The sequence below is a fragment of the Actinomadura keratinilytica genome, assembly GCF_039539665.1.
Classification (GTDB): Bacteria; Actinomycetota; Actinomycetes; order Streptosporangiales; family Streptosporangiaceae; genus Spirillospora; species Spirillospora keratinilytica.
This window is the reverse complement of sequence record NZ_BAABDO010000003.1, coordinates 46,330-69,657: the sequence shown is the minus strand read 5'-3', so window position 1 is coordinate 69,657 and position 23,328 is coordinate 46,330. Positions and strand designations below refer to the sequence as shown.

Genomic DNA, 23,328 nt, shown 5'->3' with positions numbered 1-23,328 from the left:
TTCAGGCGCAGGGGGACCCGCTCGGGGTGTTCGGCCGCGGCGCGCTCAGAGGCGGCCTGAACGCGCCCGGCTGGACTCCGCCCGGACCGAACTGTCGCGTGCCGCGGCCCTGGGCGCATGGGCCGTGCTCTACGCGCTGCCGGCCGTCCGCTGGCGGCCCGCGGCGCCCCTGACCGTCGTGATAGCGATCACCGCCCGGCACCGCACCCGCGCCGCCACCGACGCCTACGCCCGGCACCTGGAGGCCGCCGCCCGCCTGCACGCCACGACCCTGGCCCAGCGACTCGGCATCATCCCCGCGGCCGCCTGCGACGCGGCCGGCGAACACCTGCCGGGCCGTCCTCTCGACCGGGAGATCGGCCGCGCCCTCACCCGCCATCTGCGCACCCGACCGCCGCCGCCTGCTCCGGGCCGCCCCTTCGACGTCGCCGCAGGGGGCACGCGGTGACCGCGTACGACGAACGTCTCGCAGCGGTCAAGGACTGGCTGCGCAGGATCGACGCGGCACAGGACGTCTCGCCCGCCGCGTCGCCGCGGGCACTCGAGGACGCCGCGCGGCTGGCCGCCGTGCTGGACGGTGTCGATCAGCTCGACGGCGAGGACTATTTCCGCGAACTCGGCGACCGGTACGGCCGCGGCGACCTGCCCGACGTGGAAGCCCGCTTGGCGCTGGGCTGGCTGCTGTGGTTCTGCCTGCACGCGGCGCCCGATCCCCGCGCGATGGACAAGGACCTGCTGGTCGTCGCGGGCAAGTCGTTCCTCGTGTGCTTCCTCGCCGGTGCGGGATCCGCTCCCGAGCCGTGGCTGCCGCTGGTCATCGACGCCGCGCACGGTGTGGCCCAGGCCCTGACGGCCCGGACGGAACTGGAGCGCGAGCCCGTGCTTCTGGCGCGGACCGCGGCCCTGTGGCGGCGGATCCTCGACCTGACACCCGCCGACCATCCGAGCCGTGCGATGCGCCTGGGCAACCTCTCCGTCGTCCACTGCCGGATCGCCGAACGCACCGGGGACCGCGACAGCGCGGACAAGGCCGTCGAAAGCGCGCGGGAGGCCATGCGGGCCGGTGCCGCCGAGGACGACGAGCATGTCGTGTTCCTGCTCAACTACGCCGCCGCGCTGATGGCCCGCTTCCACATCGCGGGCGCCCCGTCGGACCTCGACGAGGCGATCGCCGTCTGCCGCGACGCGGCGGGCCGCACGCGATCCCCGCGCAGGTTCCTGGGCCTCTCCAATCTCTGCGTCGCCCTGCGGATCAGATACGAGCGCGGGGGGTCGCCGCAAGACCTGGAGCAGGCCGTCGAAGCCGGACGTGCGGCCGTACAGGCCATCCCGCCCGGCGAACCCGGTCGCGGCCTGCATCTCGGCAACCTCTGCGCAGCCCTGATGGCCCGGTTCCAGTACACCGGCGCGGCCGAGTTCCTCGACGAGGCGATCGACCTCGGCAGGCAGGCGGTCGAGTCCGCGCCCCCCGAGCACCCCTTCTACGCCATGAGGTTGTCGGACCTGAGCGGCTTCCTGAGAGAACGGTTCGACCAGCGCGGTGACGAACAGGACATCGACGAGGCGGTGAGTCTCGCCGAACGGGCGGTCGCAGCCGTCCCCGCCGACCACCCCCAGGGCGGCATGTACCTGTCCGCCCTCAACGTGGCGCTGCTGCGTCGGTACGAGCGCTTCGGCGCGCTGGAGGACCTCGACAGGGGCATTCGGGCCGCGCGGGAGGCCGTGCGGGTCACTCCCCGCGACCACCCGAACTACGGCATGTACCTGTCCAATCTCGGCATCAGCCTGCAGACCGGCTTCCGGCGGTACGGCACGGCGGAGATGATCGACGAAGCCGTCGAGGCCGGACGGCAGGCCGTGCACGTCACTCCCCGGGGACACCGCAACCTGGGGATGTACCTGTCCAACCTGGGCAACAACCTGCAGGTCCGGTTCGCGCGCTTCGGGCGCCTCGCGGACCTGGACGACGCCGTCGAAGCGGAACGCCGGGCGGTGCGGGAAACGCCGGCCGATCACCCCAACCACGGCGTGTACCTGAGCAATCTCGGCCGCATCCTGCTCCACCGGTTCACGCGTGTCGGAAACCGCTCCGACCTCGAGGAGGCGCTGGAGGTCAGCCGCCGCGCGGCGGACATCACCCCCGCCGGCCACTACGGCAGGGCGAGGAACGTGGGGATCGTCGCCGTCTCTCTGCAGACCCGGCACCGGCGCGAGGGCGCGACGGCCGATCTCGACCGGGCGATCGGTGCGGCCCGCGAGGCGCTCGCGAGCACCCCGCCGGGTCATCCCGAGACGGCGATGCGCCTGCAGAGCCTCAGCATCCTGCTGCAGCAGCGGTATGACGGCACCGGAGCGGGACCCGACCTGGACGAGGCGATCGAGGCCGCCCGGCAGGCCGTGGCGGCCGTCCCCGCCGACCACCCCGAGCGAGGCGACTACCTGTACGACCTCGGCTCCGCCATGGGCCTGCGGTTCGAGCGCACCGGCGCACCCGCCGACCTGGAGGAGATGCTCTCCGCCTTCCGCGCGGCGGTCGCCGCGACCCCGCCGGACCATCCCGATCTGCCGTTCCGCCTGCGCGGACTCGCCATCGCGCTGCGGGATCGCGCGGAGCGCACCGGTGAGACGGCCCACCTGGACGAGGCCGTCGCATCCGCACGCCGCGCGGTCGGCCTCACTCCCGCGGACCATCCCGGTCTGAGGGACGTCCTCCACGAGCTGGCGGTGAGCCTGTCCGTACGGTTCGGGCACACCGGCGCGGCGGCCGACGCCGAGGAGGCCGTCGAGGTCGCCCGGCGGGCCGTCGCCGCCACCCCCGCCGACGACCCCGGCCGCGCCGCGATGCTGAGCGGCCTCGGCCTCGCCTTCCACGCCAGGTTCCGCGTCACCGGCGCGGACGGCGACCGGGAGCAGGCCGTCGCGGCCTTCCGGCAGGCCGCCATGGTGGCGTCGGCGCCCGTGACGGCACGGCTCCGCGCGGCTCTCGCACCTGCGCGGCTCCTCGACACGGGCGACCTCGTGCACGCCGCGGACCTGCTGGAGACGGCGGTGCGGCTGCTCCCCGAGGCGGCGGCACGGCACCTGGACCGCACCAGCCGGCAGGACATGCTGAAAAGCTACGCCGGCCTGGCCGGGCCCGCCGCCGCGCTCGTCCTCGCCGACCCGCGCCGCGGCACGGTGGCGCACCGGGCCCGGCACGCCCTGCGCCTGCTGGAGACGGGACGCGGCGTGCTGCTCGGCCAGGCGCTCGACACCCGGACCGATCTGACCGAACTCGCCGAACGCCATCCGGCTCTGGCCGCCAGGTTCATCGAACTGAGCGGCCGGCTCGACGCGATCGAGGACTCCCTGGACGCCGGCACGCCCACCGCCTCCCGCCCGCCGGACCGGGAGAGCGCGGTGGACCGGCGGCGCCGGGCCGCCTCGGCCTTCGAGAAGACGATCGAAGAGATCCGCGCACTGCCGGGATTCGAGACGTTCCTGCTACCCCCCGAACCGGAGCAGCTCGTCCGGCACGCCGCGCACGGGCCGATCGCGGTGCTCACCACCAGCGGCCACGGCCACGCCGCCATCCTCGTGACCGGCGAGGGCATCACGGCGCTGCCCCTCCCTGAGCTCGGCCGCACCGACCTCGTCCGGAAAGTCGTCGACTTCGGCCGCGCCCTGGAGGCCGCAAGCGACCCCCGTGCCGGGCTCCAGCGGCGCGTCGACGCCCAGCAGGAGATCTTCCGCATACTCCAGTGGCTGTGGGACGCGGCGGCCGGCCCGGTCCTGGACCGGCTCGGGTACCGGCGCACACCGGGCGACGGGGAACCGTGGCCGCGAGTCTGGTGGGTGCCCACCGGCCCCCTCGCCATGCTGCCGATCCATGCCGCCGGATACCACCGCGAGCCGCCGGGCAAGCGGGGGCGCCGCACGGTCATGGACCGGGCGGTGTCGTCGTACACGCCGACCCTGCGGGCTCTCGGCTACGCCAGGGAGCGCGAGGCCGCCGCCCCCGCGATCGACCGCATGCTGATCGTGGCCATGCCCGCCACGCCCGGCGCGGGGCGCCTCCCGCACGTCGCGCAGGAGGTGGACCGCCTGCGCAGACGGTTCCCGGAGGCCGCCGTTCTCGTCAACGAGTCCACCGACCCCGCGGTCGTGACCGAGGACACGCCCACCAGGGCGCGGGTCCTGGACCGCCTGCCCGAGTACTCCATCGCGCACTTCGCCTGCCATGGCAGCAGCGACGCCGCGGACCCCTCGCGGAGCATGCTCCACCTGCACGACCACCAGACCGCCCCGCTGACCGTCGCCAGCCTCGGGCCGGTCCGGCTGGAGAACGCGCGCCTGGCCTACCTGTCGGCCTGCCGGACGGCCTACAACGCGGCGCCGGAGCTCGCCGACGAGTCCATTCACCTCACGTCGGCGTTCCAGCTCGCGGGCTACCCGCACGTGGTCGGCACGCTCTGGGAGGTCGACGACCAGGTGGCCACCGAGATCGCGGACGCCTTCTACGCGAACCTGGACACGGGCCGGGGGATCGACACCGCGCGAGCGGCCCGAGCCGTCCACGATGCCGTGCGCCAGGTCCGGGACCGGCTGCCCGGCGCCCCCTCCCTGTGGGCCGCCCACATCCACGCCGGCGCCTGACTTCCTCCGAAGGCGGCCGCCGTCGAACGGTGACAGGCGCGGGCGGCTAAGGTCGGGGCCGCCTGGCGACTGAAGCGGAAAGGTGCTGTATGTCCCCCCGTCAGGAGCGGACGCTGTGGTGGGCCGCGCTTGCGGCGAGCGCCCTCCCCTCTGTGCTGGGACTACTGCTGGACGTCCTGAGCAGGGGCACCACGGCGGGGATGAGCTTCGGCTTCATGGGCTTTGCCGAGTGCCGGGGGTGGCGGCTGCGGATGGAGCTGGGACCCCTGCAGTGGCTGACGGGGATGCCGTTCCTCGTCGTCGGCCCCGCATTCGCGCTGTGGGCGCGCACGCGGTCGCGGGTGCCCGGGTGGACGGCGGTGACGCTCCTCGCGGTCGCCGGGCTCACGAAACCGCTCTTGGCCGCCTATGACCTGGCGGCCGGCGACGAGGGCTGCACCGCTCTGTGGAAGCCGCTCGTGCCCCGGACGCTCGGATGGGATTCCCTTGCCCTCGTCCCGGCCGCCCTGATCTACCTGACGGTGCGCCGCCGGGCCCGCTGGATCACGGCGTTCGCGCTGGCCGCGGCGCTGCTGCTCACCGTCGGCGGCGACCACGGACGCCGGGAGATCGCCGCGATCGGCCCGGAAGACTGCCCGTCCGGCGGCGTCCCCCTCCCGCAGGCCCAGGGAGCCGCGGGCATCGAGGCGATCGCGCGGATGCCGGTCAGGGAACGCGAACGCGCCTATCTGTGCATGGTGCGCGGCCACGACCACCCCGCCTACTCCCCGGCCAAGCCACTGCACGAGGACGTCGACGACGGCGAGCTCCTCTGGCGGGGACGACGCGTGTGCACGCGCATGGACTCGCAGGGCCGTCCCACCCCGGCCGCGCTGGACGAATGGAGGAGCCTGGGCGGACGCGCCCGTTTCGAGGCCGTGCTCGCCTACCTGTGCCCGGACGTGGCACTGCGCCAGGCCCGGACCGCCGCCGAGACACGCCGACGTCTGGAGCGCGAATACCAGAAAGAACAAGCCAAGGATGAGGCTTCCTGCCGCCGTTCCTTCCGTCGCGACCCGAGGGCCGTGCGGCAGAAGACGACCCTGGTCACCACCGGTGAGGGCGGCGGCTACTACATCGGCGACGGCCCCGCCCCCAGCGACCCGTTCGGCCGGGCGATCAAGGACGGCCTGATCGCGTCCAGCGGCTCGGCCGCCGCGGTGATGACCGGTGTGGAGAACGACGACTTCTGCGTCACCGTGCGCGCCTACCGCAAGGCCCCGCCGCTGGCGCTCAAAGGTTGGGACCGCGTCCAAGAAGTCGGCATCGACAGCCCACGCGGCACCGCCAAGCTCTACCTGCCGGCGGACACACCACCTAACCTGCCGCCGTTGACCGCCGCGGGCCCCGGCCCGTACCGCGTCCGCCTCCACGTCCGCAACCGCGACACCGCCTACCGCCCCGACGGCCCCCTGGAAACCCACCTGATCCAGGTCTTCCCCGGGAAATCGAAGAAGCCCACCACCCACAAAAACACCGAACCCCGCCGCTGATTCGATCTTGGTGCATGTGCGTTCTGGAACAGGCCTTCGGCAGTCGCCGACGTTGCGCTCGGCCGACGAGGCCAGACGGCCGACGTCGGCGCGCATCCGCGTTCCCGAACGCGGAGGGCGGTGCCGCGTGGCCCTCGCTCTCCATCCGGGCGGCGCAGGCAAGAGATAGACGTTATGGTTCTTGACCATGACCTTGGTGCGGCTTGCGCTCCAGAACTACCAGTGCTTCGCGCAACGGCAGGAGGTGGAGATCCGACCGATCACCGTGGTCTTCGGCAAGAACAATTCCGGCAAAAGCGCCCTGGTCCGCTCTCCGCTGGTCATCGCCACGGGTATGCACGGCCTCTCACCGGTGCCCTTGGATCTCGCCGAGCTGGGAGAGGACGCCCCGGACTTCATCGATCTCGTCCACAACCGGCTTGATCACGGAAGTGTCGGCATCGAGCTGGAGTTCAGGGAGCCGATCCGGTGCAGCTGGACCATCCAGAACGTCATCGAGTCGCAGACGCAGGTCGTCAGCCGCTGCCGTATCGACGTGCGCGGCGAGTCGGCCACCTTCACCTGGTCGGACGCCGACGACACGGATGAGTCCGAGGAGCGGCCGTACTACGTCTCCGGACCCGGGAAAGCCTCCGATGAGCCGATCGGGGTCAGGTTCTCCGGACTCATTCCCGAACACGACTTCGTTCGCGGCCGGGAAATCAAAGAAGCGTTCGGCGAGATTCGCCATCTCGGCCCGTTCCGCACTCGGCCGGCCCGCCTGGGGCGGCTGACGGCCAGGCGGCCCGCGCAGGACCAGTTCGGCAGCCGCACCGCGGAGATCTTGATCCATGACCACGTGCGAAGCCGGGGCCGGCTCATTGGGAAGATCAATGAGTATCTCGGCGACCACCTGCCTGACTGGAGGTTGGAGGTCATCCCGCGGTACGACGCCTACGCGGTCGGGTTGAAGTCCCTCAAGGCGCGAAACCTCTGGGTGTCCGCCGCGGACTCCGGCACCGGGGTGGCCCAGGTGCTTCCCATTCTCGTGCAACGGGCTCAGGACGAGCTCGACCGCCCCGCAGACGACATCCTGGAGATCGTTGAAGAGCCCGAGCTGCACATGCACCCCTCCGCCCAAGCGGCGCTCGCCGACCTGTACATCAGGGCCGTCCATAAAACCCGCGTACGGTTCCTGATCGAAACGCACAGCGAAACCTTTCTTCTCCGGCTGCGCCGCCGGGTGGCCGAAAAAAGGCTGCGTGCGGACGAACTCGCGCTCTACTACGTCGAAAGTGATGGTGAGGCGTCAACGGTGCAACGCGTCAACGTTGACGAAGCCGGCAACGTTTATGACTGGCCGGACGAAATCTTCGCGGAGAACTTCGAGGAGGTCCGGGCCATGACGGAGGCCCAGACGGAGCGCTTGGACACCGATGCGCGTTGAGTTGACGACTGCGGTGTTCGACGCCGATGAACACGTCGAGGATGTTCTTACGCTCCTGAAGCGCTTTGCTGCTGGACGCCATCGCTGGGTGGTCGAGCCGACGCAGGTCAAGGCCGTAGAGTCGTTCCTCGATCGGCATTACCCCACACTCGCGGCCAGTTACAAAGATTTAGCGCGGCAAAGCGCCCGGCAGCGCGCCTACAGCACGCCCGGCGCCCCGGCCCCCCTCCGCGTCTCCGCGGACGACTTCGCGGATTACATGGCGGATCTTGAACGTCCAGCGGTCGTCATGGTGGAGAACGACGCCTCGGACGGCGGCTTTATCAAGGCGATCGCATGCGTGTTCAAAGACGGGGTCATCGTCACCGCGATCGAAAATGAGTGGCTCGTCATCGATCACGGCGGCGGCACCGCGGACCTGTTCCGCCGCGCATCCGACAAGCATTCTCGGTTTCGGCGGGTCTCCCGGGTCGCCGTGGTGCTGGACAGTGATCGGCGGCTGCCCGGCGACCCGCCGGACAAACACGCCGACATCGAAAGACTCCGCGCGGACGGCATCAAGGTGCACGTACTGCGCCTGAGAGAGATCGAAAACTATATTCCAGACAAGGTCCTGCGTGAGTTGCCTCGGCAGGTCAAGCCTTTGCCCAAGGTGGCGGCCCTCGGCCGCCTCACCAAGGAGCAGCGTGGCCACTACGACATGAAGTCGGGGTTCAAGAACGGTGTCGTCCCGCCGGAGCAGCGGCCGTTGTACGACGGAGTACCGCAGGACGTCATCAACGACCTCGCTGACGGCTTCGGCCGCAAGGTGATCGAGACTTTCCTGGAGCACGCCGCCGAGCTGACCGAGGAGGACTTCCGCACCGATGTCGGGCCGGACGTCCCCGAAGAGCTGCGGGCCATGCTCGAGATGCTCCGCGAGATCGTATAAGGATGAAGCATGGCCGCCGACGAGTACAAGATCGATGTCAAGCCGGAGGTCCTGCTCATGGAGCAGGTCCTCGGCCCCCTCGCCGACGGTGAGCTCAGGGTGCCCAGGTTCCAGCGGCCGTTCGTCTGGCGCCCCGAGCAGATCTTGGACCTGTTCGACAGCATCGAACGCGGATACCCGATCGGGAGTCTGCTGTTCTGGGAGACCTCCGAGGAGCTGGCCTCCCTGGACCGCATCGGCGATCTTCCGGTGCCGGAGCCTAGCCCTGGCAGGGCCGTGGCCTACGTGCTCGACGGCCACCAGCGCCTGTCCACGCTTTACGCGACCTTGCGCCGTCCGGCGGACGCCAGGCGCACCACAGCGCAGAAGGACTGGATGTGGTGGCCCTTCAGGGTCCTCGGCACCGGCGCCGAGGAAGGGCCCAGCCGGTACCGGCACTGGAAGCAGGCCGAGCCGCCGCCGCCGTACTACCTGCCGCTGCGGTCGGTTCTGCGCACCCGCGACTTTCTCGCCTTTGCGCGCGACCTGGAGGAACGCGCAACACCGAACATGGATATCGACCGGTTGATCAATGAGGCGGAACTGGTCGCGCAACGCATCAGGCAGTACAAGATCGCCGTGGTCCGGTTGGTGGGTGGGGAACTCTCCGATGCGGTCGAGGTGTTCTCGCGTGTCAACAGCACCGGCCAGGCGATGCGCCCCGCCCAGATGGTGTCGGCGCTCACCTACCGAGAGAAAGGCCAGCAGACCCTCGCGGACAGGCTGGACGGAATGGTGGAGCAGATCGCCGATACCGGATTCGGCGAGGTCTCCTCCGACGCGGTGTTCCGGGCCGTCCTCGCGGTCACCGGCGAGGACAACGTGCAGGAGGCACGCTGGGACGTGCTCGCCAAGCGCGTCCAGCACAAGCTTCAGCAGGCCGTCGACGATACCGAAGAGGCGCTGGAACGCGCCGTCGAGTTCCTGCGCAGTGAGAACGTCGGCGTACCGCTCGCCCGTCTGATCCCCTACGACGCGCAGTTGATGCTGCTCACCACCTTCTTCCATCACTGCCCCGAGCCGGATCGGCACCAGATGGAGGAACTCGCGCGGTGGTTCTGGGTCACGTCGTGGTCGGGGCACTTCGCGGGAGCCAACTCGACCCAGATCAAGCAGGCCATCCAGCAGATGAGAAGGTTCGCCCACGGGGCGGAATCGGTCACTCCGGATGAGGAGCGCGCCCGCCCTTTCCCCGACCGCTTCGACCTGCGCAGTGCCCGTGTACGGGCGTTCATCATCTGGGAGCTGCAGGAGTTCCCCGAACGGCTGACGGCGGACGGGGAGAAGGTCAACCCCGTGGACATCCTGGCGCGGGGGGCCACATCGGCTTACCGGCATGTGGTGATCAAAGCCGGGCTGGCCGCCGCGTCCAGCCCGGCCAACCGGCTGATCATGCCGACCAGGCCGCGCATCTCGCTGCGGAACACGCTGCTCCAGCTCCCCGAGCACCTGCGCGGCGCAGTGCTGGCCAGCCATGGCATACCTGAGGAGGCGTGGGCCAAGCTCGCCCAGGGGGACGACGAAGGCTTCATCGCCGAACGCCGGGCCGCGCTCGCCGAGCGCGAGCGAAACTTCATGGCGAGGTTCGGTCTTTCCGCCGACACGGCCGAAGGCGAAACCGACATCGACACCGAGTAGCTCGGGCCGCGCCTCCGCGCCGGTGAACAGCGGCGAGCCGTTGAAGACGATGGCGATGCGGCAGCCGTCCCGGTCCACCGGCCGCATCTTCGAGATCATGTGCTGGAGGAACAGGAGCGAACCGTCGGAAGAGCGGGGGAGCCCGGCGCCGAAGCGGCCGTTGAACCCCAAATTCTCGTGCTCCCACTCGACCTCGCTCTTGTACTTCTTCCAATCCACTCCGAACGGCGGGTTGGCGAGCATGTAGTGGAAGGTCATGCCCTTGTGGCCGTCGTTGGTGAACGAATTGCCATGGACGATGTTGTCCGGGTCCTGATCTTTGATCATCAGGTCGGAGCGGCAGATCGCCCAGGACTCGGGGTTGAGCTCCTGCCCGTACACCTTCACGTTCGCGAACTTGTTGTGCTCGCGGATGTACTCTTCGGCAATGCTGAGCATCCCGCCCGTCCCGCAGGCCGGGTCCAGGATCTCGCGGACGGTGCCCGGCTGCGACAGGACATCATGATCGGGTGCCAGCAGGAAGTTCACCATCAGCTTGATGACCTCGCGCGGGGTGAAGTGCTCACCGGCCGTCTCGTTGGACGCTTCGGCGAACTTCCGGATCAAGTCTTCAAAGACGTAGCCCATCAGGTGGTTGTCCACCACCTCCGGCCGCAGGTCCAGGTCTGCGAAGCGTCCGACGACCAGGTAGAGCAGGTTCGCGCCGTCAAGCTTCTTGATCTGCTGGGCGAACTCGTACTTCTCCAGCACCTCGCGGGCGTTGGGGGAGAACGCTCCGATGTAGGCCTGCAGGTGCTTGGCGCACTGCGACGGGTCGCCGGCGATCTGCTTCAGCGTGTACTTGCTGGTGTTGTAGAACCGGTGGCCCGAAGCCCTGCGGAGGAAGCGTTCCAGGTCAATGTCCTGGTTCCTGCGCTGCTCGTAGGTCTCTCTGACTTGCTCGCGGGTCGGCTCAAGGACGCACTCCAAGCGTCGCAGCACGGTGAACGGCAAGATGACCTTGCCGTACTCGGACTGTTTGTAGTCGCCGCGCAGCAGGTCCGCGACGGACCAGGCTCGGTTGGTCAGCTCCGAGAACTTGGCGGTGTCCAACGGGTTCCTTCCGGTTCCGTGGGGCGGGTGAGTCAATGCTTGCGCTTCGCGGGGGCGTGCGCGCGGGGTTTGCCAGGGTCATGACCCGGCGGGGCGAGCGCTCCGGCGGTGAGGCCGGTGGTCAGCTCGCGTGCGGTCTCCTCGGCCAGGCGGCCCGCGATCTCGGCCGCTCGCCTCAGCGCGGCGATTCGTTTGAAAGCCCTCCCGTACGCGCGTTGTTCGTCCAGTGGCATGAGTGGGACGCGCAACCTGCGGGGTTGGATGCGAATGATCGATGTTCCGGTCGCGGCTCCGTGCACGTTCTCTTCGGCCGACAGGAACCCGGCGAGGAACCAGGGGTCCAGCCGTGACGGGTCCGGACGGAACAACAGCACGTGCGGGCCGAGCATGCTTCCGGCCTCCTCCGGGCCGACGACGCGGGCGCGCACCCCGCCGCCGATGGTCTCCGGAAGCAGGACGTCCCCTTCCTCCAGGAGGACCGGCGACAGGAAGTTGTAGTCGGCCTGGTTCTTGGACGGGGCGCCGCCGTTCGTGACGTCCTGTGCCGACATCACCCGCGCTCCGCTGCCGTCCGCGGGCTCGCCCGTCTTCTGCGACCCGGTGACCGCGCGTTCCATCGCCAGGGCGTTGCCGCGCAGCAGGTCTCCGACGGTCACCGTCCGCCACGTCACCGGTTCGTCTCCGGCCGGGGGCCAGTCCGTGTCGTCGCTCGCGAGCAGGGCTTCCGCGGCTCGGCGCAGCTCCGCGCGCCGCCGGTTCACCGTCGCCGCGAAGTCGCCGGGCGTGACGACCGGTGCCACCGCGCGGACATGCCGGACGGGGGTCAGATCCATCTCTGCGCGCATCAGGTCGAGCACGGGCACGGTCCGGGCGACCCCCGGTACCGGCTCGAAGTCGTCCGGGGCGGCGGCGAACGAACGCCATGCGTCAAGCACCGCGGCCCGTACGGCGTCCCAGCCGTCCGCTTGCGAAGCGTCCACGAACAGGACGGGGTCTGCCGCCGGGCGAGCCGGGTCCGGGCGCCGCAGCACCCACAGGTGCAACCCCACGTTGAATGGGGGAGCCGCACCGGGCGCCAGTGAGATGACGGCTCGTATTGCGCCGTTGCGCGCCAGTTCCGCCCGGATGCGCCGCCCGGAGGGACGCTCGGCCACTCCGGGCGGCATCAGCATCACCGCGATGCCGTCCGGCTTCAGGTGCGCGAGGCAGTGCTGCACCCACGCCAGTTCCGATTCCAGCTTCGGCGGGAGACCGTAGACCCATCGCGGGTCGTAGGAGAGCTCGTCGTGGCCCCATGACCGGTCGGCGAAGGGCGGGTTGCACAACACGGCGTCGACGGCGAGCCCCGGGAAGGCGTCGTCGCGCAGGCTGTCGCCGGTCCGGATCGTCGTGGCGGCGTCCGGGGCGAGGACGCCGAGCCGGGCCGCGGCCAGGTCCGCCCGTTCGGCCACGACGTCCTGACCGAAGAGGCGGGTTGCTCCGCGCTGTGCGGCCGCGGCCAGGAGCCCGCCTGCGCCGCACGCCGGGTCCAGCACCTGTGGCGGGACGCCGTCCGGCAGTAGATCGGTCATCAGCTCGATCACGGGCTGCGGGGTGGCGTACGAGCCCCGGACCGTCGTGTCCGGTGCGAGCCGTCCGCCGATCAGTTCGACCGTGGGCAGGGCGCCTTCCTCGCGGACACACGTCACGACCTTCCGCAACAGCGCCGCGTCATCCGGGCCGAACTCAAATTCGGCGACCGTCGGCACCGCTTCGGCGAACGGCTCGGCGACCTTGTCCAGCTCATGGAAGAGTGCGGCGTCGGGCAGCTCGGCCAGCTCGCCGACCGCCTCCGGCGCCATGCGGGACAGCGCGATCACGATCGGATACAGCGCGTTGAGCGGCGTGCCCGCCTGCCGATTGCGCAGCTCGGTCGCGAGTTCGTCCTTGGCGGAGGGCTCGGGCAGCTGTCCGCGCGCCGCCAGCCACGCTTCGACCTCGGCGCGGTCATAGGTGGGGCTGCTCTCGGTGCCGCCACTCGGGCGCGGGAAGTCCGCGTGGCGGCGGCGCCAGTTGCTGACCGTCGCGCGGGTGACCCCGGCGAGCCGGGAGATCTCGGCGGCGGTGAGTTGCTCGGTCTGCTGCGGCATCGGGCTTCCTGTGGGAGCTGCTCTGGCGGGAGTGGGCCCTACTGTACACACTCCCCCCGGCCAAGTGAACCGTTTGACTGTGCTTTCAGTTCATGGTCTTATGTGTCCTGCTTTCGCTGAGGTCCACGCGAGGAGTGATGGATGACCGGTTGGGTGGCGATCGACTTCGAGACGGCGAACGCGTTCCCCGGCAGCGTGTGCGCCGTTGGGCTCGTCCGCGTGGCGGACGGAAAAATCATCGGCGAGTGGTCATCGCTGATCCGGCCGCCGCAGGGGTACGACTACTTCGACCCGTGGAACGTGGGAATCCACGGCATCACCGCCGCCGACGTCGCCGACGCCCCGGGGTGGGAGCCGACGTTGAAACAGATCATGGCGTTCGCCGACGGCGATCCGTTCGTCGCGCACTACGCACCGGCCGACACCCGGTTCCTCGCCAGAGCCTGCGAGGTGAGCGGTATTGACATCCCCGATCTGCGGTTCGCATGCAGTGCGGTGCTCGCGCGTCAGGTGTGGCCGGAGTTGCTGTCCTACAAGCTGCCGGTCGTCGCCGACCACCTCGGTATCGACCTGGACCACCACAACGTGCTGTCCGACGCCCGCGCGGCGGCACAGATCGTGCTCGCCGCGCAGTACCGGCACGGGGCGCCCACGCTGGAGGAACTGCTGGACGCCTACAAGATCCAGATGGGGGAGTTCCGGGCAGGACAGCGCACGGGGTGCCGCCACCGGGGGAGCTGGCGGCGTGCACCGTTTCCGGAGGCCGATCCCAACGCCGACCCGGACAACCCGTTCTACGGCCTGACCGTCTGCTTCACCGGAAGCCCGGGGATGACCAAGCGCCAGGCAAGCGAGCGGCTCGCAGCACTCGGCGCAAAGCCCGTCGTCAACATTAGCAAGGCCGTCGATCTGCTCGTGGTGGGCGAAGTCGATCCCAGCTGGCTCGCCCCCGGCGCCACGATGACCGGCAAGCTCGCCAAGGCCCAGGAATACCGGGAGCAGGGCTGCGACATAGAGATCATCGACGCGGGGCAGTTCCTGGAGCGCCTCTCCGCCGCCGAGGGGTGAAGGGCGAAGATCAACATGTCGTGACCGGACCTGTTCGCGCCGACGCCATTGCAGGCGGCGGTCCACTGCTCCGTCAGGAAGCGCGCGCCGAGTCCGACACGATCGACGCCCGATGGCGCCACGTGGCACGGGAAGCGTCCGGGAATCGCATGTTCTCCCGCACCTCCTTGTCTTCCGTTGCCAGCGTATATCGCCCGTTTCGGCCGGACGCCGGTTGGAAGAAGCTCACTTCTGCGGAGGGTGGTCTCTGGTGGGGGAGTGGGCGGCGAGGTAGGCCCGGTACTGGAGTGCCAGGGTCTCCAGGGGGAGTCGGGGCCAGCGGGTCAGGGCGCCGGTGTGGCGGTCGATGACGAGGAGAAAGCCGTTCGCGTCCGGGCCGTGGGCGGGCCACGCCACGTATCCGTACTCGAACTCGCGGATCTCGATGGGGACCGGGTGGCGGTCCCGGGACAGGCAGGCGTCGGCCCTCCGCCAGGCTTCCGCGCGGTCGACGACGATGGGGCGGGAGCCGTGGACGGCCATCACCTGGGCGACGCGGTGAAGGGTCGGGCACTCGGGGGTGCGGTAGGCCCGGCAGACCTGGCGGCCGGACGGGTCGGTCTGCGGGCGGTGGGCCTCCAGGACGGCGATCAGCGCGGTTGCGCAGCCCAGCACCAGGGGGCGTGCGTTGCGCAGGAGGTGTCGGCTGTGCGGGGCCAGGTGCCCGACGAGATGGGTGACGGCCGCGTTGATGGCGTCGGGGTCGGCGCGCAGAGCGGTGGAGACGCAGGCGTGCACGCGCTGCTGTACCCATTCATGGAGGGCGTGCTGTGCGGCGGTCATGCCGGGAGCCCTCTGGTGAAGACGGCCGTCACGGTGCGGCCCTGGTCGTTGCCGTGCCAGCCCCAGCTGGTGGCGGTGAGCGCCACGGTGCGCAGGCCGCGGCCGGTCTCGTCGAGCTCGCCGGCGTCCCGCGCGGTCGGCTCGCCGGGGCCGCCCTGGTCGGAGACGGACACCGCGATGCGGTCTCGTGGACAGGACCTCGACGGTGAACGAGCCCCCGCACTGCCCGGACTTGGTGTGGCGGAGCGCGTTCACCACGATCTCGTCCACGGCGAGGATCACGTCGTCAAGGACTGGGCAGCCCGCCAGCAGGCAGGCCACGAACCGGCGGACGGCCCGCGCCTGCTCCAGCGCGGGGGATCGTCCGCCGCTGCTGCTGTTGAGCTTCCCTGATTAGGGGTGTCCGCTCCTGCTACAGGTCGTGTCGCCCGGCTCGGGCTCGGGCCAGAAAGGCGGCCCATGCCTGCGGACTGAAGATGAGATGACCGGAGTCGGGGGCCTTGCTGTCGCGCACTCCGATGCCGGCCGCGAGGTTGGCGACCTCGACGCAGTTACCACCGGCGCCGTTGCTTCTGGAGCTCTTGCGCCACGTGGCGCGGGAAGCGTCCGGGAATCGCATGTTCTCCCGCTCCTCCTTGCCTTCCAATGCCAGGTGGTTACGACATCTCGTCGGCTGCGCGGGCGATGAGCGCCTGGGAGTCGCTGGGGCACAGGGCCGCCGCGCGCAAGTGGTCGAATGCCAGCGTATATCGCTCGATCTCGTGTGGCTTCTCCAGATAGAGGCCGCCTGTCTGCATCTCCATGTAGACCACCTTGGAATCGGACGGCTCCGGAAAGCCGAGGATGGAGAAGGACCCGCTCATCGCGGGATGCGCCCCGGCTCCGAACGGGAGTACCTGGAGGGTGACGTTCGGCAGCTTCGCCACGTCGGATAGGTGAGCCAGCTGAGCCCGCATGACCTGGGCGCCCCCGACCTGACGGCGGATGACGGCTTCATTGAGTACGACCCAGCATTTGGGCGCGGTAGGGGCCGTGAGGCGTTCGGTGCGCGCCATGCGGACCTCGACGAGCTTATTGATCTCGTCTTCGTCATCGAGAAGGAACGCCTGGAAGATCGCGCGGGCGTAGTCGGCGGTTTGGAGCAGGCCGGGGACATGTTCCGAGTCGTATTGGTCTATGGCCACGGCTTCGGACTCCAGCCCGACATAGACCTCGAACCACGTGGGAATGACTTCCCCGTAGCTGTGCCACCAGCCCTTCTGCCTGGCTTCGCGGGCCAGCACGAGCAGGACCTCACGCGCCTCCCCTTCGACGCCGTACACGTTGAGCAGGTGCTTGACGTCGCGCGGAAGGACGCTGACACGAGCGTTCTCGATGCGGCTGACCTTAGCGGTAGACCATTCCAGCCTTTCGGCTACCTCTTCGAGGGTGAGACCTGCTGCCTCTCGGTGTTTGCGCAGCTCACCGGCCAGGCGGCGGCGCTTCACGGTGGGGGCGCTCCTCGTGACCATGGACACCAGCCTTGTGATCAGTAGTTTGCATCTGTAATTTTCCGATGCGAAGTGCGATCGGCAAGTTACAGTCTGCCACTGTCGCTGGGCGTGCGCAGCCGAAACGCAAACGGCCCCGGGCCGGTGCCAGCACCACCGCGTCCCAGGGCCTCAGCTCGACTGGAAGGAGTCGAACCTGTGAGCAATGTACCGAATCGCTCTCCATCCGATCCGGCCGGAGGCATGTGGCGGCACGGGCGAGGCGGACTGACCGGTGAGCGGCTGAGGGTGCTTACCGAACTCATGATCGACCTGCGTGGCCTGGGGCGCGGTTCGTCCCTGCTCGCACCCGCCACCGGGGAAGGGCTGCTGTTCGTGCCGCTGCCGCGGACGGGTCGGCGGATGCCGGTGCTCGGGCTGCAGGACGGCCGGGGACGGTGGTCGTACCTGTGGGACGGGGGTTACTGCGCCGACGCCGACGGCACGATGCGGGCCGCGCACCAGATCGCGGCGGTGCGGTGGTGATCGAGTGGGGGCACATGGTGACCGGCCACGTAGGCGGCACTGCGGGGGTGGACGTGCGGGAGGTGCGCCGGTTCGTCCGCGAGGCGCTCGACACCGAGGGCGGCGCATTCGACCTCGATGACATCGACCTCATGACAGTGGAGATCGCCACCAACGCCGCCCGGCACAGCGCAAGCGGCCGGAAGGATGGCGGGGTGCGGGTGACCGTGCTGTGGACACCCGACCTTGCACGGGTGGAGATCCAGGACGACGGCGACTCCGAAACACTGCCCCAGATGAGCCACAGCGACGAGTGGGGTGAGTCCGGCCGCGGCCTTCTGCTGGTGAACGAGCTGGCCCACGCCTGGGGCGTCAGGGTTGGCGACGACGAACGGCGAAGGGTCACGGTCTGGTTCGAGGCGAAGGGGTGACCCCATCAAGAACGAGGAGAAGTGACTGACCGGGCCTGAGCGTTCGCGGTGCCCCCGTCGATCTGTTGTAGGTAGTCGAGGAGGGCACCGAACGCGAAGGCGTCCGGATAGCCGGGGCCGCTGACAGCGGATCGGTATTCGTGATTCCAAGGCGCCCGGTGGCCCCGTGCTTGAGTTGAGCCGGTCGCAGTGGGCCGCTTTCTCGTCGGTCCTCCGGGACGCGACGGGAGCGTGATTGCGGCCGACGGGTCGGCGGGGCGTTGGTGGTGGGGTGCGCCCGCCCGGGGCGGACGGGCGCACCTGATGTGGGGTTAGGAGCGGAGGACGAAGGGGTCGGCGGTCGGTTCTTCGCTGGTGTTGATCCAGACGCTCTTGAGGCGGGTGTACTCCTTGATCGCTTCGGTGCCGTGCTCGACGCCCATGCCGCTGGCGCCGAAGCCTTCGCGGGGGGACATCGGCGACATGGCGCGGTAGGTGTTGACCCAGACGGTGCCCGCGTCGAGCCGCTGGGCCATGCGGTGGGCGCGGGCCAAGTCGCGCGTCCACACCCCGGCGGCCAGGCCGAAGTCGGTGTCGTTGGCCAGGCCGACGACCTCGTCCTCGGTGGCGAACGGCATCACCGTCACCACCGGGCCGAAGATCTCCTCCCGGCAGATGCGCATGTCGTTGCGGGTGTCGACGAAGACGGTCGGCTCGAAGAAGAAGCCGCCGCCGGGCACGTCGGGGCGGCGGCCCCCGTACAGGACGGTGCCGCCGTCCTGCTGCCCGATCCGCACGTACTCCTCCACCTTGGCGAGCTGCCCGGCGGTGGCCAGCGGCCCCAGCTCGGTCTCCGGATCGAGGGGGTCGCCGATCCGGATGGTCGCGGCCCGGTCGGCGACCCGCTTGAGCACCTCGTCGTAGACGTCGCGGTGCACGAAGACGCGGCTGCCGGCCACGCAGGTCTGGCCCGCCGCGGCGAAGATCCCGGCGACGATGCCCATGGACGCGCTCTCCAGGTCGGCGTCGGGGAACACGATGTTGGGCGACTTGCCGCCGAGCTCCAGGGTGGTCTTGACGAACCGGCCCGCGCAGCTGCGGGCGATGGCGGCGCCCGTGGCGCTGCTGCCGGTGAAGCTGACCTTGGCGACCAGCGGGTGCTCCACCAGCGGGACGCCGGCGCCCGGGCCGTCGCCGGTGACCACGTTGACCACGCCGGGCGGGAACCCGGCCTCCTCGAACAGCGGCACCAGGGCCAGCAGGGACGCCGAGGTGTGCTCGGACGGCTTGATGACGATCGTGTTCCCGCTGACCAGGGCCGGCGCCAGCTTGGTCGTGGTCAGCAGCAGCGGGGAGTTCCACGGCGTGATCGCGCCGACGACGCCGACGGGCTCGCGCAGCGTGTAGTTGAGGATGGCGCGCTGGTTGGACGGGATGACGTCGCCGTGGATCTTGTCGGCCAGGCCGGCGTAGTAGAAGTAGTACTCCGGCAGCGCGGTGAGCTGGGCGCGCATCTCGCGCAGCAGCTTGCCGTTGTCGAGGGTCTCCTGCCGGGCCAGGTGGTCGGCGTTCTCGGCGATGAGGTCGCCGAGCCGGCGCAGCAGCCGGCCGCGCCGGGTCTGGGTGAGGTCCCGCCAGGACGGCGCCTCGAACGCGGCGCGGGCGGCGCGCACCGCCCGGTCGACGTCGGCGGCGCCGCCGCGGGCCGCCTCGTACCAGGGCTGCCCGGTGGCGGGGTTGACGCTGGGGAAGTACTCGCCGTCCGCGGGCGGGACCCACTCGCCGGCGATGTAGTGGTCATGACGCGTGAGGGCTCGGACGTTCACCGTCGACGCTCCTTGTGTGTTCGAGGATGAGGGCGGCCAGTTCGCCGGGGGCCTGCAGCGGCAGCAGGTGCCGGACGCCCGGGACGACGACCGCGCGGGCGCCGGGGACGGCTGCGGCGATCTTCCGGCTCATCTCCGGGGTGGAGCCCGGATCGTCGGACCCGGTGACGGCCAGGGTGGGCGCGGTGATGCCGCCCAGCCTCGGCCACAGGTCCCGGTCGGCGGTGCAGAAGATCTCGTAGCAGCGCGCGTAGGAGTCCCGGTCGGTGGCCAGCAACGTCTGCAGGATTTCCTCGGCCAGCTCCGGTTCGGCCTTCCGCCAGGCGTCGTCGAACCAGCGGTCCACGGCGGCGCGGGCGGTGGCGGCGGGGTCGCGGCGGGTCAGCTCCAGCCGGGCCCGGACCGCCGCGGCCTGCTCGGGCGTCCGGTCGGCCACGGCGCTGACCAGCGTCAGCGACCGCACCGACGCGGGGGAGCGCAGCGCCAGTTCCTGGGCGACGAGGGCGCCCAGGGAGAACCCGACGACGTGCGACGGGCCGGGCAGCGCTCCGGCGACGGCGGCGGCCAGGCCGGGCAGGTCGGTACCGGGCGGGACCGGCGCCGACCCGCCGTGACCGGGCAGGTCCAGCAGGGTGACGCGGTGCCGGGCGGCGAGCGCGGGCACGCACCGCCGCCACATGGCACGATCCAACCCGACGCCGTGCAGGAGCACGACGTCGGTGCCGATCCCGGTCCGCTTGGCCGCGATCATTGTTCCGTGGACAGCGGGGCCAGTCGGGCCTGCGGACGGCCCTGCGCGGCGGCCGCCAGCCCGATGACGATTTCGCCGGCGCGCGGGGCGTCCGGCACCCGCGCCTCGACCGTCTGGTGGTGCGACCTGGTCGTGGCGTCGGTGACGTGCTTGAGCGGGATGTCGAACACGGTCCCGGCGCCGGCGCGCTTCTCCACGGCCGGCAGCAGCGTGGTGGCGTCGGCCGCCTTGCGGAAGTGGTCGCCGAACTTCAGCGTGTGGATGAGCGCGGAGCCGTGCTCGATCTCGCCGTCCAGCCCCACGATGGCCGCCTTGCCGTACGCCTCGACCGGCGCGCCGAGCGCCTCGACGACGCGCGGCGCGAGCAGCTCGCCGAGACGGGGCGCGACGTCGTCGATGACCGGCGCGAGGTCGCGCACGAAGCCCTGCCCGGCCCACGGGTTGTCGATGACGGCCAGCACCACGGCGACCCGGGCGGCCGGCGAGACCGGTTCGCCGCCCTCGGTCAGGACCTCTTCCACCGTGGTGACGATCTTGCGGACGTTCAACGTGCGTACTCCACATCCTTGAGGGTGACCCGGGGGTCGGTGCGGCGGTCGCCGATGCGCGCGTTGGGGCGCGGTCCGGCGGCCGCCGCGGCGACGACCACGATCTCGCCGGGCCGGGGCGCGTCGGGGACGCGCACCTGAACGGTCTGGTAGTGCGAGCGGGTGGCGTTTTCGGTCTTGTGCCACACCGGGACCGCCAGCGAGGCCCCGGCCGGGGCGCGGTCGTCGGCGAACGCGATGATCGAGGTGCCGTCGACCAGTTCGCGGAAGATGTTGCCGAAGTAGGGCGTGTGGATGAGGGCGGCGCCGTGCTCGATCTCGCCGTCCAGTCCCACGATGGCGCCCTTGCCGAAGGACTCGACCCGTTCCGGGCCGCCGAGCGCGCCGGTCAGCCGGCGGGTCAGCTCGGCCGCCAGCACCGGTGCCAGCGCGGCGGCCTCGGCGGCGAGGTCGGGCAGCACACCGCGTCCGGCCCACGGGTTGGCGACGACCGCGGCGGCGGCGACCCGGCGCACCGGGACGCGCACCGGCCGGCCCACCTCGATGAGGATCTCGTCGGTGGTGGTGACGAACTTGCGGACCGGTGGCGCCGTCATGCCGGCGAACCCGAGGTGAACTGCGGCATGACCTTCTCGGCGAACAGTTCGAGGCTGCGCATGGCGTGCTCGTGCTTGAGCCCGGGGTGGGTCGTCCACAGCAGCAGGTGCTCCAGGTTCAGCTCGCTGCGCAGCTCGTGGATCTTCTCGGCGACGTACTCGGGGGTGCCGACGAGCAGGTTGCGGGGGTGCAGGAAGTCGAAGGACAGCTTGTGCTCGTCGGTCAGCTCCTCGCCGGCCTCCATCAGGTTGCCCAGGCCGCGCCAGTGCGTGATCCACCGGTAGGAGGTGAGCAGGGCCTCCTCGAACTCGGCGCGCGCCTGCTCCATGGTGTCGGCGACGTAGACGTCGCGGACCAGGCCGATGCCCTCGCCGAGGGCGTACTCGCGGCCGGACGCCGCGCTGGCGGTGGCCCGGTACAGCTCGAAGCGCTCCTTGAGGGCCGACACCGGCGGCAGCCAGAACAGCCCCTGGATCTGCCGGCTCGCCGCCCACTTGATGGACCGCGGGGTGTCGATGACCTGCCACAGCGGCGGGTGCGGCCGCTGCAGTGTGCGCGGCACCACCGCCATCTTGGTGATGACACCGTCGGCGGTGAAGTCGTCGGTCGCCGGTGACATCGGGTGGTTCCACCGCACCCCTGGCGCGGGGAACTCGTAGAACTGGCCCTTGTGGTCGAAGAAGTCGCCCGACCACGCCTTGACCATGACATCCAGGGTCTCCTCGAACAGGGCGCGGTTGCGCTCCTGGTCGCGGGGGTCGGCGGCGGCGTTGAGGTTGAGCGCCTCCCGGCCGTACAGGCCGCGGCCGATGCCGACCTCGACCCGGCCGCCGGACAGCTGGTCGAGCATGGCCAGGTCCTCGGCGAGCCGCAGCGGGTGCCAGAACGTGATGATGTTGGCGGCCTGGCCGATGCGGATGCGTTCGGTGCGGGCGGCGATGTCGACGCCCATCAGCACCGGGTTCGGGGTGATCTCGAAGCCCTCGTGGCCGAAGTGGTGCTCGGTGTACCAGATCGACCAGAAGCCGGCCCGGTCGGCGGCCTGGGCGAACTCCCTGGCCTCCCGCATCGCCCGGTCGTAGGCGTCCACCCTGCCGGGGGCGCCGAGGGCATGGAAGATCGAGAATCGCATCAAGGCTCCTTTCCGTTCTCCGCGGAGGTGCCGGACGCACCGAGCACAGGGTCCGCCATGACCTCCCGTTCGCTGGCCCGGACGTGGTCGCGCATCGCCATCTCGGCGCCGAACCCGTCCTTCTCGCAGATGCGCTCCAGGATGATCCGGTGCTCGTGCAGCGATGCGCCGAGCCGTCCCGGGTGGCGCAGGGTGCTGACGACGAGCCGGTGGTATGCCAGCTGGTTCATCAGCAGCCGGTAGTGGTTCTGCAGCCGGGTGTTGTCGGCGCCCTGGACGATGACGCCGTGGAAGTCGTGCACCAGCCGCGCGTACTCGTCGGCGTCGCCGCGCGCCACCGCGAGCTCGGACTCGGCCACGTTCCGCCGCAGCTTGTCCAGCTCCGGCACCTGTCCGCGGCGCGCCAGCAGCCGGGCCCCCAGGCCCTCCAGCATCTCCTTGAGCTGGAACAGCTCGACGACCTCCCGCCGGGACGGCCGGCGCACGAAGGTGCCGACCCGGGACCGGATCTCCACCAGCCCCTCGACCTGGAGCTGCTTGAGCGCCTCGCGGATCGGGGTGCGGCTGGTCCCGTAGGTCTCGGCCAGCGTCACCTCCGACAGCGGGGCGCCCGGCGGATGGTCGCCGCGGATGATGGCGTCCCGCAGCTCCGCCAGGACCCGCGCCCGGACGCCGCCGGCGCCTCCGCCGGAGTTTGAACTCGCGGTGGGTTCTTGCATGGCAGAGACGCTAACCATCGTCCCCGTCGGACGTCAATG

Annotated in this window: 21 protein-coding genes and 1 pseudogene; 10 read left to right on the top strand and 12 right to left on the bottom strand. The window is 70.5% G+C overall.

What is annotated here, in order from left to right:
- Nucleotides 1-124 precede the first annotated feature (124 nt).
- The 6 genes from ABD879_RS01800 (at nt 125) to ABD879_RS01775 (ending at nt 10,201) form a co-directional block, all read left to right on the top strand.
- Nucleotides 125-448, top strand: coding sequence for a hypothetical protein (locus ABD879_RS01800; RefSeq protein ID WP_345016711.1), 324 nt, complete (start codon nt 125-127; stop codon nt 446-448).
- On the top strand, nt 445-4,635 hold the full coding sequence (locus ABD879_RS01795; protein ID WP_345016709.1) for a CHAT domain-containing tetratricopeptide repeat protein: 4,191 nt from the start codon (nt 445-447) through the stop codon (nt 4,633-4,635). Before ABD879_RS01800 ends, ABD879_RS01795 begins: the two co-directional genes overlap by 4 nt.
- 89 nt (nt 4,636-4,724) lie before the next feature.
- Nucleotides 4,725-6,167 carry a hypothetical protein gene (locus ABD879_RS01790; protein WP_345016708.1) on the top strand — a complete coding sequence of 481 codons (1,443 nt, stop codon included), beginning with the start codon at nt 4,725-4,727 and terminating at the stop codon, nt 6,165-6,167.
- Nucleotides 6,168-6,354: 187 nt separating this feature from the next.
- Nucleotides 6,355-7,593, top strand: a complete 1,239-nt coding sequence (locus tag ABD879_RS01785) for a DUF3696 domain-containing protein (RefSeq protein ID WP_345016706.1) — start codon at nt 6,355-6,357, stop codon at nt 7,591-7,593.
- Nucleotides 7,583-8,524: a hypothetical protein gene (locus ABD879_RS01780; protein WP_345016704.1), complete on the top strand. Its 942-nt coding sequence runs from the start codon at nt 7,583-7,585 to the stop codon at nt 8,522-8,524. Before ABD879_RS01785 ends, ABD879_RS01780 begins: the two co-directional genes overlap by 11 nt.
- A gap of 9 nt (nt 8,525-8,533) precedes the next feature.
- Nucleotides 8,534-10,201 (top strand): GmrSD restriction endonuclease domain-containing protein, encoded by a 1,668-nt coding sequence (locus ABD879_RS01775; protein WP_345016702.1) that lies wholly within the window; start codon nt 8,534-8,536, stop codon nt 10,199-10,201.
- Nucleotides 10,202-10,273: 72 nt separating this feature from the next.
- Here ABD879_RS01775 and ABD879_RS01770 read toward each other — a convergent pair.
- Nucleotides 10,274-11,293 (bottom strand): annotated as a pseudogene (locus ABD879_RS01770) (type I restriction-modification system subunit M); the annotation flags it as partial.
- Nucleotides 11,294-11,325: 32 nt separating this feature from the next.
- Nucleotides 11,326-13,422 (bottom strand): N-6 DNA methylase, encoded by a 2,097-nt coding sequence (locus ABD879_RS01765; protein ID WP_345016701.1) that lies wholly within the window; start codon nt 13,420-13,422, stop codon nt 11,326-11,328.
- Nucleotides 13,423-13,563: 141 nt separating this feature from the next.
- Here ABD879_RS01765 and ABD879_RS01760 point away from each other — a divergent pair, with 141 nt between their 5' ends.
- Nucleotides 13,564-14,490 carry an exonuclease domain-containing protein gene (locus ABD879_RS01760; RefSeq protein WP_345016700.1) on the top strand — a complete coding sequence of 309 codons (927 nt, stop codon included), beginning with the start codon at nt 13,564-13,566 and terminating at the stop codon, nt 14,488-14,490.
- Between the two features lie 225 nt (nt 14,491-14,715).
- On the opposite strand, the gene ABD879_RS01755 is transcribed toward ABD879_RS01760, so the two are convergent.
- From ABD879_RS01755 to ABD879_RS01740, 4 genes are all read right to left on the bottom strand, one after another.
- The gene (locus ABD879_RS01755; protein WP_345016698.1) at nt 14,716-15,312 is read right to left on the bottom strand and encodes a hypothetical protein; all 597 of its coding nucleotides are present in this window, start codon (nt 15,310-15,312) and stop codon (nt 14,716-14,718) included.
- Nucleotides 15,309-15,485 carry an ATP-binding protein gene (locus tag ABD879_RS01750; RefSeq protein WP_345016697.1) on the bottom strand — a complete coding sequence of 59 codons (177 nt, stop codon included), beginning with the start codon at nt 15,483-15,485 and terminating at the stop codon, nt 15,309-15,311. The genes ABD879_RS01755 and ABD879_RS01750 overlap by 4 nt, the downstream gene beginning before the upstream one ends.
- Nucleotides 15,486-15,724: 239 nt before the next feature.
- Nucleotides 15,725-15,958 (bottom strand): DUF397 domain-containing protein, encoded by a 234-nt coding sequence (locus ABD879_RS01745; RefSeq protein WP_425549610.1) that lies wholly within the window; start codon nt 15,956-15,958, stop codon nt 15,725-15,727.
- A gap of 10 nt (nt 15,959-15,968) precedes the next feature.
- A complete protein-coding gene (locus ABD879_RS01740; RefSeq protein ID WP_285497533.1) occupies nt 15,969-16,799 on the bottom strand; it encodes a helix-turn-helix domain-containing protein in 831 nt (276 codons plus the stop codon).
- Nucleotides 16,800-17,105: 306 nt separating this feature from the next.
- Between ABD879_RS01740 and ABD879_RS01735 the strand changes: the two genes are divergently transcribed.
- The 3 genes from ABD879_RS01735 (at nt 17,106) to ABD879_RS32875 (ending at nt 17,972) form a co-directional block, all read left to right on the top strand.
- Nucleotides 17,106-17,327 carry a hypothetical protein gene (locus tag ABD879_RS01735; RefSeq protein WP_345016695.1) on the top strand — a complete coding sequence of 74 codons (222 nt, stop codon included), beginning with the start codon at nt 17,106-17,108 and terminating at the stop codon, nt 17,325-17,327.
- A complete protein-coding gene (locus ABD879_RS01730; RefSeq protein ID WP_345016693.1) occupies nt 17,321-17,737 on the top strand; it encodes an ATP-binding protein in 417 nt (138 codons plus the stop codon). Before ABD879_RS01735 ends, ABD879_RS01730 begins: the two co-directional genes overlap by 7 nt.
- A 130-nt stretch (nt 17,738-17,867) precedes the next feature.
- Complete coding sequence (locus ABD879_RS32875) at nt 17,868-17,972, top strand: DUF397 domain-containing protein (protein ID WP_425549612.1); 105 nt, start codon at nt 17,868-17,870, stop codon at nt 17,970-17,972.
- 76 nt (nt 17,973-18,048) lie between these two features.
- Here ABD879_RS32875 and ABD879_RS01725 read toward each other — a convergent pair whose 3' ends face one another.
- From ABD879_RS01725 to ABD879_RS01700, 6 genes are read right to left on the bottom strand one after another with little or no spacing between them, the layout of a single operon-like run.
- The gene (locus tag ABD879_RS01725) at nt 18,049-19,542 is read right to left on the bottom strand and encodes an aldehyde dehydrogenase (protein WP_345016691.1); all 1,494 of its coding nucleotides are present in this window, start codon (nt 19,540-19,542) and stop codon (nt 18,049-18,051) included.
- A complete protein-coding gene (locus ABD879_RS01720) occupies nt 19,514-20,293 on the bottom strand; it encodes an alpha/beta fold hydrolase (protein ID WP_345016689.1) in 780 nt (259 codons plus the stop codon). Before ABD879_RS01720 ends, ABD879_RS01725 begins: the two co-directional genes overlap by 29 nt.
- Entirely contained in the window at nt 20,290-20,841 is a 552-nt protein-coding gene (locus tag ABD879_RS01715) for an amino acid synthesis family protein (RefSeq protein WP_345016687.1), read from the bottom strand. The genes ABD879_RS01720 and ABD879_RS01715 overlap by 4 nt, the downstream gene beginning before the upstream one ends.
- Nucleotides 20,838-21,437, bottom strand: a complete 600-nt coding sequence (locus ABD879_RS01710; RefSeq protein ID WP_345016685.1) for an amino acid synthesis family protein — start codon at nt 21,435-21,437, stop codon at nt 20,838-20,840. The genes ABD879_RS01715 and ABD879_RS01710 overlap by 4 nt, the downstream gene beginning before the upstream one ends.
- On the bottom strand, nt 21,434-22,570 hold the full coding sequence (locus ABD879_RS01705) for an LLM class flavin-dependent oxidoreductase (protein ID WP_345016683.1): 1,137 nt from the start codon (nt 22,568-22,570) through the stop codon (nt 21,434-21,436). The genes ABD879_RS01710 and ABD879_RS01705 overlap by 4 nt, the downstream gene beginning before the upstream one ends.
- Nucleotides 22,570-23,289 carry a GntR family transcriptional regulator gene (locus ABD879_RS01700; RefSeq protein ID WP_345016681.1) on the bottom strand — a complete coding sequence of 240 codons (720 nt, stop codon included), beginning with the start codon at nt 23,287-23,289 and terminating at the stop codon, nt 22,570-22,572. The genes ABD879_RS01705 and ABD879_RS01700 overlap by 1 nt, the downstream gene beginning before the upstream one ends.
- Between the last annotated feature and the right edge of the window lie 39 nt (nt 23,290-23,328).